Raw genomic sequence first — 14,466 nt, 5'->3', positions numbered from 1 at the left:
GAGCAGCAGTCCCCATGTGATGTCGTCGGCCGTCCAGTCGTTGGTGCACATCGGGCAGTCGCGGCCGGCGCGGTGCGCGAGAAAGTGTTCAGGCCAGACAGGACCGGGTGTCGGTGGGAGCGGCACAGGACCTCACCAGCCCGTCTGGGTGTAAGGACGGCCCGCGGTGATGCCTTCGATTGCTCGGCGGGCGTACGGCACAACCTTTGCCGGAAGGTTCTGCGGGCTGAACCACTCCCAGGCCGCGCACCGGTCGGGCTCCAGGAGTTGCGGGGTTCCGGACCAGGTCCAAGCCCGGAAGACGAGTGCGATCCGTGCCCGCGCCGTCGGTGAGTCGACGTGGTGGACCACGTGCACGAGCTCGACGTCACCGGGCTCGATGATCAGCCCGGCCTCCTCCTGGGCTTCGCGCACCAGGCAGCTGACGGCATCTTCCCTCTCGCAATGACCTGCCAAAAAGTGCCACTCGTCCGGCGCGAACGCCGAGTTGGGGTGGCGCAGTCCGAGAAGGATCCGTCCCTGTTCGTCCTGGAGATGAAGGTGGACACCGACGATGTGGAGCTCGGTTCCTTCCGGGGCCTCTTCGTCCAGGGGACGGATGCGGTCCGGCGGGCTGCCGGCCGGGGGATGCTCGGCCGCGTGCCGCCGGATCAGGTCGCCGAGGCCGGGGCTCAGTGACAGCCGGTCCAGCATGTCCGGGGTGAACCACTGCAGCAGGACGCCTTCTCGTAGGTCCGCGGTGTCGGGGTGTCCACTCCAGCGGGCTGTGTAGACCTGGATCGGCACCGCGAGGCCGTCGACGCTCGTCGCCTCCTCCACCGCGTAGGGCGTCAGGCCGGCAGGTTCAAGGCCGGGGACCTCCTCGGCGAGCTCCCGCCGCAAGGTCCCCTCCAGGCACCGGTCGCCACTCTCGCGCCCGCCCCCCAGGAGGGAGAACACCCCGGGCTCCCAGATGCCCGCACGCACATCCCTCAGATGAAGCAGGTAGCGGCCGTAGCCGTCGTGGACCAGAGCCGACGCGTTGACGGGCTCCGGCCGGCCGTCGAGCCCATCGGTCTCGGCGTCCAGCAGCTTGGCCCGCAGCGTCGCGGATCTGACGTCGGCGAACGCGAGCCACTGGGCCCCCAAGACCTCGTCGTCCTGAAGCCTGAGCGGCGGCAGCTGCTCGGCGCTGACGTAGAAGGCGAAGCGGAAATCGAAGTGTTGATGACTCGGCTCGCCCTTGGTGGGGTTGGCGTCGATCCCGTGAACGTCGATGTCGACCGGCTCGCCCAGGAACTGCGGGGTCAGACACAAGTCCCCGGGCCGGACACCGATTTCCTCGGACGCTTCCCGCAGGGCCGCGGCCAGAAGGCTACGGTCCGCCTCTGTGTGGCCGCCCGGAGTGAGTAGCAAGCCCGTGACCTTGTGGCCGATGTGCAGTACGCGCCGGCTGCGGTCGATGACGACTGCGCTGCAGGTGACGTGGCCGGGAAGAGTGGCGCGGCTGGACGGGTCGCCAGCGCCGTCCAGGATGGCAAACAGCCCGGCCAGAGACTCGCGTTCATCCGGATGCCGAGCCAGATAGCTGTCGACGGTCGCACGGATGTGGGAGCGAGTGATCGGCACGTCAGCACCTCGAAGAAGCAGGGAAGGACTGGTGGATGGGTCGGCGGTGTGCGGGGCAGTCGGGGCCGCGAGCCCGGGTGGAGCTTGTGAAGTGCTGTCGAGGCTCCTCATGCGAGGGTCCCGTGCTTTTCGCCGTCCGCCTCCGAGGTGACCTGGTAGGACAGCAACTGCTGGAACAGACCACCCTCTTGGGCGGCGAGGTCCTTGTAGGTGCCCTCCTGGACGATCCTGCCTTCGTCGAGGACCACGATCCGGTCGGCCACGGCGACGTTGGTGATGCGATGCGTGACCAGGAGCACCATTCGGTCCTGGGCAAGGTTCCGCAGCCGCTGGAAGATCCGGAACTCAGCACGGGGGTCGAGGTTGGCGGTCGGCTCATCGAGGACGAGGAGCCCGGCCTCGCGGAAGAACGCCCTGGCCAGGGCGATGCGCTGCCATTGGCCGCCGCTCAGCTCCTCCCCGTTCAGCCACTCGCGGGCGAGAAGCGTGTCCAGGCCGGCGCCGAGCTTGTCGACGACCTCGTCCGCGTCGGCGGCTTCGCAGGCCTCGAGGACCGCCGCGTCACCGCGGGCCGTGGGCTGCCCCTGGTTCACGTTCTCGCGCACCGTCAGCGGCCAGTGCGCGTAGTCCTGCGGCACCAAGGCCACCTGCTGCCGCAATGCCTGCGGGTCGGCAGCATCGGTGGGCATGCCGTCCCACAGAACTTGGCCGCCGGTGGGCACGTACAGCCCGCTGACCAGTTTCGACAGTGTTGACTTCCCTGATCCGTTGTAGCCGACCAGTGCGGTTACCTCGCCCCGGCGCAGCGTGAGCGAGACGTCGGACAGCGCGTCCTGGTCCTTCCCGGCGTAGCGGTGCGAGACCTGCTTGATCTCGATCTCGGCGGGTGGCGCCGGCCGGTGCGTGCCGCGGCGCATGGTGTATCCGCCGGCCAGGTCGAGGAACCGTGTCCAGTCGTCCATGTACAGGCCGGTGCGTACGGCCCGGGCGCCGACGGCGACCAGCCCACGCACCGACTGGCCCACGGTCTGCAGAGCGAAGACGGCTGTGCCGGCGTGTCCGACGCTGATGCTGCCGTTGGCGAGCAGCCACACCACCGCTGCCCACACGACTGCCGACCCGAGGCCGCCGCACAGCGCGCCGACCAGCGACATGCGGGCGCCCTTGTCGGCCGCGGTCCGGTCCTCGCGGTTGATCCGGGCGACCGTCTGCCGGTACCGGCCGGACAGGAAGTCGGCCATGGTGCCCGCGCGGATCTGGTCGGCTGCCTCGCGGGTGAAGATGTGCCAACGCAGCACCGACAGCATGCGGTTGTCGCCGTTGCTGCGGAGGTTCGCCAGGTAGCGGACCCGGGCGGCGCTGACCTGGGCGAGGGCCTGCGGCAGGCTGGCCGCGACCAGCAGGGGAAGGAGCACCCAGCTCACCCCGGCCAGCACGATGGCCCCGGCGAGGAAGGAGGCCGCCGAGGCGATCAGGTCCTGGCCCTCGCTGACCAGGTCGCCGGTGACCTGTGCCCCGCGGTCGGCGGCCTCGCGGTCGCGATTGAATTCGGGGTCGTCGTAGGCGGAGAGCTCCACTTCGGCGCAGCCGGTGAGCAGCATCTGCTCGGCCTCGCGCGACATGAGGGGGCCCAGCCGGGAGGAGAGCCAGCTGACGGTGATCCCCAGCAGCGCCCGCACCCCGGTCGCAGCCGCCAGCAGGGCTACGGACGGCCATGCCTGAAGGAGCCGGTGGTAGACGTCGCCGCTGGTCAGCAGTGCGGTGAGGGTGCCGCTGATCGCGATCAGGCCCAGAGCCTGCATGACGCCGGCGACCGTCTGGCACAGCAGGAGACCGGCGGTGGCCCCCTGGTCGACGCGCCAGGCCAGCGCCAGCGACCGTCGGACCAGCTCGGGCAGGCGCCGGGCCATGTCCCGCATTCGGATGGACCGGCCGGCCGCCTCACGGCTGCCGGTCAGGTCCACGTACCGCATCTCCGGCACGGGGGAGGACTGCTCCGCATCGGCGGCCGACGCGACTTGCGGGGCGGGGCGCGGCCCCGGGACGGTCTCGACGGTTTCATCGGTCGACCCACTCATGCCGCCCACCCCGTATCCAGAAATGCTGAGCAGCGGATGTGAGCAACACGGCGCACCGTCACGAGGACACGCCGCCGTTCGATTCCAGAGGGCTGATGCACGGGGGTGGGGGCGGGATTCATGACGTTCCTCCATCTGGGCGGTGAAGTGGCACTGGTGCTCCAAGAACGCGACGGATCGGGCTCCGTAACGGCTCATTTCGTGAACACACGTTCTGATCGGGCCAGTGAGGCGGGCGGGGTACGGCGGCGGCCATTGAAATCTGTTCGACGCAGTCGGGTCACTCCTTCGGGGGATTGCCGTGCTGGCTGGGGCTCCAGGGCGAACCATGGCTGACCGGGCCGTGGCGAGGACGAGGTACGGCCCTAGGCCGTGTCCGATGGGTCGTGTGAGCTGATCAGGGTGTGGCCTAGTGTTCGCTGAACGCAGGGGGCCACATGTCTCGCGACATAGCCGCAGTAGAGGCGGCAATGAAAGGGACCAGGTTTCGTGCCTGGCACGGAGAGCACTACGTGACCCTGGCTGAGCTACTGGTTCGCCTTGGCAGCTTCGGCCTGGACCTGACCTGGCGCTCGAATTCGACGAGATCGTCGCCCCTCGCTGTGCCGAGATGGAGAGAAGGTCCGCTGACGCGGGGATGGACACGTTGACGCTGTTGTCGTTGACGACCCCCTTCCTACAGCTGATCGACGCCGAAGCACGTGGGTTCGCCGGGGACGAACTGATGGTGGTTCTGACCGAGTTCGACAGCACCTCGTGGGATATCAGGACTGTCGACGAACGCGTACTCAGCGATCTGCGCCACCACCACCCGGATGCCGAGGCACTCTGAACGGACGTCTCACTGCGGACGGAGCCATAGCCGAATGGCAGCCACGGCGACCGTTCGGTGGAAGACATGCGCCCGCTTGTCGAAGCGAGTCGCGACGGCTCGGAAGTTCTTGAGCCGGTTGGTCGTCCGCTCGACTTCGTTGCGGCGACGATAGATCGTCTTGCCGAACCCTGAGGGCCGGCCGCCTTGACTGCCGCGGCGCCGACGATTGGCCCGCTGGTCCCTCGGTTCAGGGATGGTGTGCCAGCCAGTCCTGGATCCCGGCGCGCAGCAGCGTGAACGCCTCGCTGCGGTCGGTGCGGTGGGTGCTGCTGCACCTGATCGAGGAGACCACACGCCACGGCGGCCACGCCGACATCATCCGCGAGAGCCTGGACGGCGCCACCCTCTACCCGCTGATGGCCGCCGCCGAGCAGCGGCCCGACCCGTGGTTCGAGCCCTGGGAGTCCGTCGCGCCCGCCGGCTGAGGGCTACGGGCCGTCAGAGTCGTGTGCTATCAGCCGGATATGGTCGAGGCGCTCTTGCGGACCGGTCCTACGCTGGAGGCATGGCCACCGATCCCTTGCTGAGACAAGGCCCCGACTCGACGGATCTGGTCCTGCGCGCCGGTCCGGCCGGTCCGGCGTGGAACGCGCTGACCTCGGCGGGGTCGGCGCTGTTCACTCCGCTTGCGCTGGGCGTGCCGACCCTGCTCGTCGCCTTCTGGATGGCGCTGGCCGGGGCGCGGGCATCGACCGTGTTCGTGGTGGTGGGGGTGATCGCCGGGCTGGAGTACCTGATCGGCTGGCCGGCGCTGGCCTTTTCCCGGGCCCGGGACATCCTGCGGGTGGAGTTCGCGACGGCCGGGGTGCCCGCGTCCCTGCGGTTGGTCCGGGCCGCCGGGCCGGACGACTGGCTGCCCATCAAGACCTTGCGCGAGGTGCGGCTGACGCACAAGGTGGTGGAGCCGTATCAGGGGGACTACAAGCCGGCCGTCTCCACGCTCGCGCTGGAATTCGTCCTGCGGGGCGTCAGGGAGCGGCTCGTGCTCCCGTTCGGCGGCGACCCGCAGCGGCTCGCCGACGCGCTGGAGGCCCTGCTCGGCCCGGCTGGGGTCGTGGTGGAACTGCGCACCGAGCGCAGCACGCGCGATCGGCCGCAGCCCAACTCCGGCTGGACCTCCGGCGGTTCGGCCTCGGCCGGTTCGGGTGGCGGCTGACCCCGGGCCGCTCGTGGCGCTGCCCGGCCGTGGAGCGCCCGTCAATGCAGCCGGCGGCAGGCGGTACGGGCGGGGCAGACCTGCCGCTACCAGGTCCCCGAGGAAGGGCGGGACTGGCCCGCGACATCTGCAACGTCAGTGCGGTGTGGGGCCCGTGTCCCGGAGGACACCGGCCCCACAACCATTGTGACGGGCTCGGGCAAAGTGACCGGCTTGGTCAGGCGACGAGCTCGACCATGACGGTCGCCGTGCCGGGCACATGCCGGGCGTCGCCCGGGTAGGTGACTGTGTACTGGAGATACGTCATCCAGTCGGGCGGGGTGTCACTGAAGCTGAAGGTGCCGTCCCGTTTGACCTTCACATCCGGCAGCTCCACGCCGTTGCGGGTCACCGTGACCGTCTTGTACCTGGGGAAGGGGGCCAGCGAGGTCAGTTTCCCGGTCACGGCGACCGGCGTGCCGACAGGGTTCGTCGGGGGAGCGGACAGTGTGATCGTGCTGGACGCCTTGGCGATATCGGTGATGATGTCGAGAACCACCTCGCCCGAGTAGGGGAAGCGGGTAGTGAACAGCCTGTTGCCGTCGGGCGCCCAGGCCATACCTCGGTCGAGCAGATCCGCATACCCGGGCGACAACGCCACCGTGCGGTACGCGGCGGTCTCTCCTGGGCGGTAGATGCGGACGTCCCACTCCCCTCCCGCCACGATTCCCGCGGCGACCGTGCCGTGGGAATCGACAGCGACGGAGTTGGGGTAGGGGCCGGTGTCGTACTGGGTCTCCTCCGTCAGGTCCGACAAACGCCACCGCTGGTGGTAGTAGTTGCCGCCGTTCGCAGTGATCACACTGCGGCCGTCCGGTGTCACCGCCATGTCCTCGACATCGCCGACGGCTTCGCTGTAGGCGGTCTCATGAAGCATGCCGGAGCCCACGTCGTACACGCGTATGCCCAGCGCGGCCTGACTCTGCGCGGCGACGAGCCGGTCAGGCGCGCCCGGCGACGAGGCGAGTCGCGGCCTGCCGTACCACACGGGGTTGTCGTCGAGGCTGACGGTCGGGGTCGCCTCGGCGATGGCGACCGACCCGATGCCGGCGTGGAAGACGGTGGCCTGGTAGCCGAAGAACAGCCGGCCGCCGGCGAGGGCGAGGCTCTCCGGTTCAGTGTCGGCCCCGGTCGAGATGCGCCGCGTCTCGGTCAAGGTCACCGTGTCGACGACGGAGATCGCGTCAGCGTCCGGGAGCGCGACGTACAGGGTGGACTCGTCAGCCGACTCGGCCATGCCCCGCGCCCCGTCGAGACCCTCCACCTTCTTCACGACCTGCCCGTCGTGGTCGGTGGCCAGCACGGCGTTGTCGCCGGGCGCGCTGATGTACACATGACGACTGTCGGCGAGGGTCTGCCAGTGTGACCGCACGGGCAGGACGATGCCGCCCTGGGTCTGTGCCGCTGCTGTGCCGGGGGGACCGAGCAGACTCTACGTTGGTGCAGAGAGCTGTCTCCAGTTCGGTCTGCCGCTGGAGTGTGGTCTGGACGCTGGCCAGGGGGACCGGGTCGCTTCCGGCGCTGCTGGCCGCCATATCGGTGGCGAGCGCGCCGAGCGTGACGGCCAGGGCGGACAGCCCCAAGAAGCCTCGTCGGTTCACGCGATCAAGCCTGGCTTCCGCCTCCAACTGCGCGACAGGCACGCTCAGTACGCGAGCAGGTGCCGATCCAGTACCTGCCGGGAATGACCTTCCCGCTCTCCCACCGCTTGACCGCGTCCCGGCCCGGCACCCCTGTGGGGTCACCTGCGCAAATGGCCAGCTGGTCGGCGAGCTGGACTTGCGTCCAGGGCTTGAGTAATCGCAAATCACGGATCAACTGTCCGATCGACGTGGGCACATGATGCCCTCCAAGATGTTCCTCCGTGACGGTCGGCGTGCTCGGCACCGCCCTCGCCGTCGAGGTGGCCGCCGTCGGGCTGGGACCTGGTCTACGGCGAACGCAAGTACGCCGCGACGGCACCGCCCGCCGCCCGACACGAAGAGCGGGCCGCATGAACACCCCACCGATCTACCTCGACTACCAGGCCACCACCCCGCTCGACGAACGAGTCCTGGAGACGATGCTGCCGTACTTCATCAGCGAGTACGGCAACCCCTCCAGCCCGCACACCTGCGGACGCACCGCCGCGAGGGCGATCCGCACCGCCCGCCGCCAGGTCACCGACCTGGTCGGCGCCAAGAACGAGCTGGAGATCGTCTTACCTCCGGTGCCACCGAGGCCAACCACCTCGCGATCCTCGGCGCCGCCCTGGCCGCCCGCCCGTACGGCGGGCACCACGTCACCACCGCGATCGAGCACAAGGCCGTCCTCGCCGCCTGCCAGCGGCTCGTCGACCACCACGGCTACACCCACACCCGCGTCGGCGTCGACGGGCACGGCGGGGTCCACCCCGCCGACATCGCCGCCGAAGGTGGAGTCCACCGCGATGTCCCAGCCCGATCTCACCGGCCGCGTCGGCCGCGGACTGGACCTGCTGCAGCAGACACTCCCAGGTGCCGTCGGCCGACCACAGCCGGTGGCGTTCATAGACCGTTTCCCACGTCTGCCGGTGATCCCGCCACCGGCCACAACGCCCCTTGCTGACCAGAAGGAACGGCCGCAGCCGCTTCCACTCGCCATCCGTCAAGACCCCGCCCCATGCCTGACACAACGAGCCAACGGTCAGACAGTCACATAATCGGGCGGACAAGTCCTAGTTGTTGCACGTCGTTACGGTGGGCGGCATCGTTATTTCGTAACGCCCGAAGAGCTCTCGGAAGAAGCTGGCCACTACCCGAGGGCCGTTGCTCCGGTCGAGTTCGTGTCCGCCGAAGCGGTAGACGTCGTATCCGGATAAATTCAGCTGCCGGCCCCCAGAGCTGGGGACGGGGCCGAGGCCGCGACTCCCGCGCTGATCATGCCGGCGGAGATCCGTGGCGTCTGAAAGACATGGCTCGTCCTAGTCACCCGCGCCGGATCACGATGCCCCCACACCAGTCTCGCGCGCCCGCACGCCTCCGCCATCGCATCCGCGTTCTCCCCTCCCCTCCCCGCCCACGCGTCTTCCGGGTCCCTGCGCCGTGTCCTGGCCACGCCCTCGCGCGCGCCACTCCCGGTTCCGCTCGAACCCGTCTGAAACATTTTCCGCGGTCCGCCGCGTCTGTGAGGTGTAGGCCTACGGAAAGGTGCCGAGGGGTGGGAATGAGATGGTCCCGGACATCGTCCCGGACAGAGGAGTTCATGGAGTTCGCCACCAGAAGAGCCGGGCACCTGCACCGCGCCGCGTGTCTGCTCACCAGCGGTGACACTCATCTCGCCGAGGACCTGGTGCAGGAGACGCTCAGCCGGATGTACACCCTGTGGGATCGCTCATCCCGGATCGACAACCCTGCGGCGTACGCCCAGGCCGTGCTCGTGCGCACGTTTCTGACGCACAAACGACGGTACTCCGCGTCCGAGCGCCCCCAGGCCGAGCTGCCGGACGCGCCGATGCCCCGGAGCGCCGACGATCCGGCGCTGCGGCTCGCGCTGCTGGAGGCCTTGCGTGAGCTGCCTGCCAAGGACCGGGTGGTGGTCGTGCTGCGGTACTGGGAGGACCGCAGCGTGGAGGAGACGGCCGACGCGATGAACGTAAGTCCCGCGGCTGTACGCACCCGTTCGACCCGGGCGTTGGCGAAACTCCGCGACCGGCTCGCGGACGGTCTCACCGAGCTGATCGCCTCGGTCTGACTCCCATCGGCTGTTCCCGCGGCCGGGGCGGCTCGCGCCCCGCCCCCGGATCTCCCCTCTCCGCAACGACTCGAGAACTGGTGGTTCCGTATGCCTTTCGAAGACGACCTCGGAAAGCTGCTCAGTGACACGGCGGGCACGTTCACCGCCGACCGCAAGGTCCTGGCCGAAGGCAGCCTGGTGCGCGGCCGCCGCCGGTTGGCCCGCCGCCGTGCAGCCGCCGTGGCCGCAAGCGCCCTGGCCGTCGTGCTCGCGACGACCACCGGTGTCCAGCTGGACGACGGGCAGCACCGCGACGGCGAGAAGAAGGATCCGGCCTCGACGCGACACCCCGAGCGCGACTACGGGCATTTCGCGGTCAGCGCCGAGGACATGCGACACATCCTCCAGAACGGCATGAACGCCTCCGGGAGTGCCGACATCAGACCGAAGCTCAAGGCGACGGGCAGTTCCAGGGCGAGCCGGCCCGCGACGGCAACCATCGACTTCGGGGACGGGTTCGGCGCGGCCAGGGTCACGCTCTCCGTGCGCAGGGTCGATCCGGCCCAGGCGGGTCTGAAGACGCTCATCACCTGCCCGCCCAAGGATGAATCCCCGTTCGACGAGTGCACGACCCAGCCCGACAGCCGAGCTGTCAAGGGATACACCGAGACGGGCAAGACGGGCGGGATCAAGAAGTGGGCAGTCACGATGCTCTCCTCCAGCGGATACGTCATCGAGGTCGCCACCTACAACGTGGCCGCGGCCAAGGCCCCGGCCAGCGAGCCGGTGACGCGTAATCCCCGTATGAGCCCGAGCAAGCTGCGCAACCTGGCTGCTTTTGTCGACGGCTCGTTCACTCCCGTCGGGGAGCCGGACCCCCTGGGAACGGCGGTACCCGGTTCGCGTGCCGAGCCGAGCGACATCCTGCCCGTGCTCAAGAGTCTGCTGCCCCGGCGTCTGCACATTTACTCGGAGGGCGCCACCGGAGGCGAAGGCCACGTCGTCGTCGTCGACGGCAAGACCGGCCAGCGGACCTACGTCCAGGCCGTTCGCGTCGCCGGCGACAAGGAAATGTGGAATGAGAGGCTCCCTGACGGCACCAAGGTCGGCACACGGCAGTCGCCTGGCCAACAGCCGGGAGTCGTGCAGCTCCGGGTCGACGCGTTGCGCACGAACGGGCTGTGGATGTCCGTGTCCGCCTACAACGCAGCCAGTCCGGCCTCACGGAAGAGCGGCAGCGCTCCTTTGATCACGGCCGCGGAACTCAGGGCCATCGCCATCAGCCGGTCCTGGCTTGTCGCCCGCTGATCGCACCAGGACGAGGGCGCGACCCAACCGGACTGCCGTCGCCTGCTGGGGTCTGTTGTGAAAGTGTTGGTCACAGCCACTCATTAATAGCTAGCCACACAAGGTGCTGATGTCCCGTCTCACTCAATCGAGTCGTTTCCTCAACGAACCGAGTCGTTCGGGCTTCTGTCTCAGCGAACCTAGTCGCGCGGTTGAGCGTGCTGGGGGCGCTGGATGGCTGTACCGGCCGGGGTGGATCACGCGGGGCCGTGCATCGAGTTGTCGTACGTGGACGCGGTGCAGGGGGGTCGTCGGCCTCCGCTGGGGGACTGTGGGACGGGCCGGTTCGAGCATGTCGAACCCGTGCGTACGTTTCGCTGGTCGCGCGGGGAGCGTCACTTCCCGGGCTGGTACTGGGCGACGACGACTGGACGGCACCTCGCCTTTGAGTCGTGGCTGGAGCGGGACCGGCTGCTGCTGATGGACTTCGGTCCGAGCGGCCCTGGCAGTACACCGGCGCCGCGGTCGAGGTCACCAACTGCCGGGTCGGGGTGTCGCTGGACCTGGCGTCCGCTAACGCGTCGGCCGCGGTGAACGCGGCGTCCGTTCCTGCCTAAAAGTGGGGATCCCACCTCGTCGACGGCCGACGCCCGCCCGCGCTCACAGCAGTCCGGGCCGCTGCCACTCGTCACCAAGGACGTGGTGGTCGAGGAAGTTCAGAAACGCCTCGTACCAGACCTGGATGTGGCCCGGGGAGAGGATCCAGTGGTTCTCGTCCGGGAAGTAGAGGTACTTCGCAGGCACCTCGAATCGCTGCAGATCCTGGAAGAGCGAGGCGCCCTGGCCGACCGGCACGCGGTAGTCCTTCGCGCCGTGGATGACCAGCATCGGCGTACGGATCTTCGCGGCGTCGAGGTACGGGGAGTGCGCCTCGTACCGCTCGGGCCGGGTCACCGGGTCCCCGAAGATGCACTGGAAGTACCAGGGCACGTCGGTGTCGCTCTGGAAGGACCGCAGGTCCCACAGGCCCGCGTGGCTCACGATCGCCTTGAACCTATCGGTGCTCGTGGCGACCCGGTTGGCCATGTAGCCGCCGTAGGAGCCGCCCCCGAGCGCGGTGCGCGCGGCATCGATGTCGTCACGCGCCTCGGTAGCGTCGGTCAGCGCCATCACGTCCGTGTACGGGACCCCGCCCCACTGCCCCCAGCCGCGTCGGTGGCCCTGCTGACCGTAGCCGGTCGACAGGGCCGGGTCGGGCAGCAGCACCGCGTAGCCGCGGGCCGCGAACGGCCACGGGTTCCACCGCCAGGTCCAGCCGTTCCAGCTGCCCTGCGGTCCGCCGTGCACGGCGACGAGCAGCGGCGCGGGGTTCTCGGCCGACGCGCCCTCAGGCAGCACGAGCCAGCCGCGCAGCCGGTACCCGTCCGCCGCGTTGGCGTGCACCTCGGTAAGGGTGCCCGGCAGCGCATCGAACGCACCGGGGGCGGGCAGCTCGACCGGCGTCTGGTCGGCGACGCCGGCCTCGAACCTGACCGGCCGCGGCGGCGAGTCGATCGCGTTGCGCAGCGCGTACAGCGTCCGCCCGTCGGGGGCCACGCAGAGCGAGCCGTACGCGCCCGAGGCGGTGAGCCGGGTCACGGTGCCGTCCGCGTCCCGCCGGAAGACGGGCGCGTGACCCTCCACATCGGCCACGAAGAAGAGGACGTCGTCGACCGTCGAACAGACGGCGCCGGCAGGCCAGTTGTCGAACCCGGGCAGCAAATCGACGGCCTCGCCGCCGTCCACGCCGACCCGGACGAGCGTCATGTCCATCGACTCGTCGTAAGTCGGCCACGTCATCCGCGAGCACACGACAGCCGAGCCGTCGTGCGTGAACACCGGTGCCTCGTAGAGGTGCTCCACGTCGCCCAGGACGAAGACCTCCTCGCCGGTGGCCGCGTGTGCCACCACCACGGCGGTGCGGTTCTCGGCGGGTACCCGGCCGGGTACGAACCGGGTGTAGGCCACTCGCGTCCCGTCGGGCGACAGCGCCACGTCCCCGGGGTGCTCGAGGCCGACGCCCTGCCTGCCGGCGTCGACCACGGCGCCCTCGGTCCCCGCGCGCACGAAGGTGTGCTGTTCCTCGGGGCCGAGATCGCGGTCCCAGGCGCGGGTCGGACCGGCCTCGTAGAGGATCGCGGTGACCTTCGCGTCCTTGCGCGCCGTGCGCAGCTTGCCGTGCGCGTCGGCGTCGGCGGCCCCGGGCAGCAGTCCGGCGGTGTGGGCCAGCGCGCCGGAGTCCCGGGCGACGGTGAACGCGGTGATCCCGCCCGGGTGCCGGGCCACGACGGCGGCCTCACCACGCCCGGGCAGCGCCCACAGCGCGGCACCCTCGTGCTTGTCCTCCTCACTGTCGTCCTTGCGTTCCGACAGGAAGTACAGCACCCCGTCCGGGCCGAACGCGGGCCCGGACTCGCCCTTCCCCGACCGGGTCAGGCGCAGCGCCTGGCGCTCCCCGGCCGGATCGATCTCCCACAGCCCGGACACGAACCTGGTCCGGTCCTCCGACAGCGTCTGCACGGTGGCGACGAGATGGCCACCGTCGGCGGACAGCGCAAGGGAGTTGACGCGAGGCTGGGCGAGGAACGCCGGCAGGTCGTGGAAGGCGGTCGTGCCACCGGGGATCGCAGACATGCGGACGATTCTTGCTCGCGAAGGAGGCGGTGAACAGCGGATTACAGGCGCCGCCCGCCCGGGCGCCTGCCGCCCTCCGGCCAAACGCAGAGATCCCGCCAGATCGAAGTGATCGGACTGGATCCCGTCAACCGCCTACGACTGACTCGTGAACGGCCCTCCGATCACAGCAACACGTCAGACCGCTGCACGCACCCGACGCTCACGAACGCCCCCTTCCAGGGGAGCGGCCCGCCTCCCAATTCCTGGCGTGCCTTCGCCCGTTCGGTGATGAGCGTGTGTCGAGCGGCGATGTCGGCTTGGTCCACAGCGGTAACCTCAGCCGAGCTGTTTCCAGTTGGTGCGGCATCGGCGAACACGGCGCGACGACACGAGCCCACGAGGTGGATCTTGCCGAGTTGGCATCGGACGAGTGGTCGGAGATGGAGGTCCAGACCGCTGAGGAGCATGCATTCATGGCGCTACTCCCGCCATGCGCGTGCTGCATCGAGTACACGCTGGGCCCCGACGGCGTCCGCCTCGAGGAGACCTTGCCGGCCGCAACGGCCGCCACCTTGCGTATCCTCACCATCGGCGAGTACGTCGAGGTCTCCGCCGACAACGTGTTCGTCCTCACGGCCCTGTGCTACTTCGGGCGCCCCGTCCCGTGGACAGCCGTCACCGAGGAACACGGCCGCACCATCCGGGTACGCCCGATCCGGCTGCCCGATCCCCGACGCGACGACGCATCGGCCATCTGGCCCGGCCCCTGAACGACCGGGGAGCAACGACGGGGGAGCAACGTCGGGGGCACGTTTCGCCTCACTGATCCGGCAACCCGGGGCGGGGACGGACGTCCGCGTCCCGGTCTCCGTGCTCGTCGAGCCGCCCGTGCCCTCCTCGGACGACGCGCCGATCCGGCCGCGCTGTCCCCCAGCGCATGAATCCGGCATGCGCTGGAAACGATAGGTGGGGTGCACACGCCTGCCTCAGGGCCGCGGCCGGAGGGAGCCGGCCGCGCCGGTGTCCGGGGTGGAGGACGAACGCAGGTGGCGGACCGCCTGGCCGGCTGTCCGGAG

General features: G+C 69.6%; 10 protein-coding genes and 3 pseudogenes. 8 read left to right on the top strand and 5 right to left on the bottom strand.

Annotated elements, in window-relative coordinates:
* Positions 1 to 132: 132 nt before the first annotated feature.
* On the bottom strand, positions 133 to 1,608 hold the full coding sequence (locus tag BG482_RS01195; protein WP_069766891.1) for an NUDIX domain-containing protein: 1,476 nt from the start codon (positions 1,606 to 1,608) through the stop codon (positions 133 to 135).
* 107 nt (positions 1,609 to 1,715) lie between these two features.
* Positions 1,716 to 3,581: an ABC transporter ATP-binding protein gene (locus BG482_RS01190; protein WP_069767046.1), complete on the bottom strand. Its 1,866-nt coding sequence runs from the start codon at positions 3,579 to 3,581 to the stop codon at positions 1,716 to 1,718.
* A 742-nt stretch (positions 3,582 to 4,323) separates the two neighbouring features.
* Here BG482_RS01190 and BG482_RS44795 point away from each other — a divergent pair.
* Positions 4,324 to 4,518 (top strand): hypothetical protein, encoded by a 195-nt coding sequence (locus tag BG482_RS44795; protein ID WP_256096148.1) that lies wholly within the window; start codon positions 4,324 to 4,326, stop codon positions 4,516 to 4,518.
* Positions 4,519 to 4,527: 9 nt separating this feature from the next.
* On the opposite strand, the pseudogene BG482_RS40245 reads toward BG482_RS44795, so the two are convergent.
* Positions 4,528 to 4,761, bottom strand: a pseudogene (locus BG482_RS40245) (transposase); the annotation flags it as partial.
* Positions 4,762 to 4,811: 50 nt separating this feature from the next.
* Here BG482_RS40245 and BG482_RS01180 point away from each other — a divergent pair.
* Together BG482_RS01180 and BG482_RS01175 are read left to right on the top strand one after the other, a co-directional pair.
* Positions 4,812 to 4,985, top strand: a pseudogene (locus BG482_RS01180) (DUF664 domain-containing protein); the annotation flags it as partial.
* Between the two features lie 80 nt (positions 4,986 to 5,065).
* Positions 5,066 to 5,716 carry a hypothetical protein gene (locus tag BG482_RS01175; protein ID WP_069766889.1) on the top strand — a complete coding sequence of 217 codons (651 nt, stop codon included), beginning with the start codon at positions 5,066 to 5,068 and terminating at the stop codon, positions 5,714 to 5,716.
* Positions 5,717 to 5,933: 217 nt separating this feature from the next.
* Here BG482_RS01175 and BG482_RS01170 read toward each other — a convergent pair whose 3' ends face one another.
* The gene (locus BG482_RS01170; protein WP_141746520.1) at positions 5,934 to 7,127 is read right to left on the bottom strand and encodes a hypothetical protein; all 1,194 of its coding nucleotides are present in this window, start codon (positions 7,125 to 7,127) and stop codon (positions 5,934 to 5,936) included.
* 621 nt (positions 7,128 to 7,748) lie between these two features.
* Between BG482_RS01170 and BG482_RS45965 the strand changes: the two are divergent.
* The 4 genes and pseudogenes from BG482_RS45965 to BG482_RS01155 form a co-directional block, all read left to right on the top strand.
* Positions 7,749 to 7,895, top strand: a pseudogene (locus tag BG482_RS45965) (aminotransferase class V-fold PLP-dependent enzyme); the annotation flags it as partial.
* Complete coding sequence (locus tag BG482_RS45960) at positions 7,868 to 8,341, top strand: aminotransferase class V-fold PLP-dependent enzyme (RefSeq protein ID WP_370745735.1); 474 nt, start codon at positions 7,868 to 7,870, stop codon at positions 8,339 to 8,341. The pseudogene BG482_RS45965 and the gene BG482_RS45960, both read left to right, overlap by 28 nt.
* Before the next feature lie 597 nt (positions 8,342 to 8,938).
* Entirely contained in the window at positions 8,939 to 9,466 is a 528-nt protein-coding gene (locus BG482_RS01160) for a SigE family RNA polymerase sigma factor (protein WP_069766886.1), read from the top strand.
* Positions 9,467 to 9,556: 90 nt separating this feature from the next.
* Positions 9,557 to 10,756 (top strand): hypothetical protein, encoded by a 1,200-nt coding sequence (locus BG482_RS01155; RefSeq protein WP_069766885.1) that lies wholly within the window; start codon positions 9,557 to 9,559, stop codon positions 10,754 to 10,756.
* A gap of 639 nt (positions 10,757 to 11,395) precedes the next feature.
* On the opposite strand, the gene BG482_RS01150 is transcribed toward BG482_RS01155, so the two are convergent.
* On the bottom strand, positions 11,396 to 13,408 hold the full coding sequence (locus tag BG482_RS01150) for a prolyl oligopeptidase family serine peptidase (RefSeq protein WP_069766884.1): 2,013 nt from the start codon (positions 13,406 to 13,408) through the stop codon (positions 11,396 to 11,398).
* 278 nt (positions 13,409 to 13,686) lie between these two features.
* On the opposite strand from BG482_RS01150, the gene BG482_RS44770 reads away from it, so the two are divergent.
* Positions 13,687 to 14,160: a hypothetical protein gene (locus BG482_RS44770; RefSeq protein ID WP_256096147.1), complete on the top strand. Its 474-nt coding sequence runs from the start codon at positions 13,687 to 13,689 to the stop codon at positions 14,158 to 14,160.
* The last annotated feature ends 306 nt before the right edge of the window (positions 14,161 to 14,466 follow it).

This window comes from Streptomyces sp. LUP30, from assembly GCF_001746365.1.
Lineage (GTDB): Bacteria > Actinomycetota > Actinomycetes > Streptomycetales > Streptomycetaceae > Streptomyces.
The sequence above is the reverse complement of the archived record's forward strand: the minus strand, read 5'-3'. Positions and strand labels throughout refer to the sequence as shown.

Excerpts from the sequence above, each read along its gene's own strand:
- BG482_RS01190 (WP_069767046.1), bottom strand. The coding sequence starts at position 3,581 with ATGCGGTACGTGGACCTGACCGGCAGCCGTGAGGCGGCCGGCCGGTCC.
- BG482_RS44795 (WP_256096148.1), top strand. The coding sequence starts at position 4,324 with ATGGACACGTTGACGCTGTTGTCGTTGACGACCCCCTTCCTACAGCTG.
- BG482_RS01175 (WP_069766889.1), top strand. The coding sequence starts at position 5,066 with ATGGCCACCGATCCCTTGCTGAGACAAGGCCCCGACTCGACGGATCTG.
- BG482_RS01160 (WP_069766886.1), top strand. The coding sequence starts at position 8,939 with ATGAGATGGTCCCGGACATCGTCCCGGACAGAGGAGTTCATGGAGTTC.
- BG482_RS01155 (WP_069766885.1), top strand. The coding sequence starts at position 9,557 with ATGCCTTTCGAAGACGACCTCGGAAAGCTGCTCAGTGACACGGCGGGC.
- BG482_RS01150 (WP_069766884.1), bottom strand. The coding sequence starts at position 13,408 with ATGTCTGCGATCCCCGGTGGCACGACCGCCTTCCACGACCTGCCGGCG.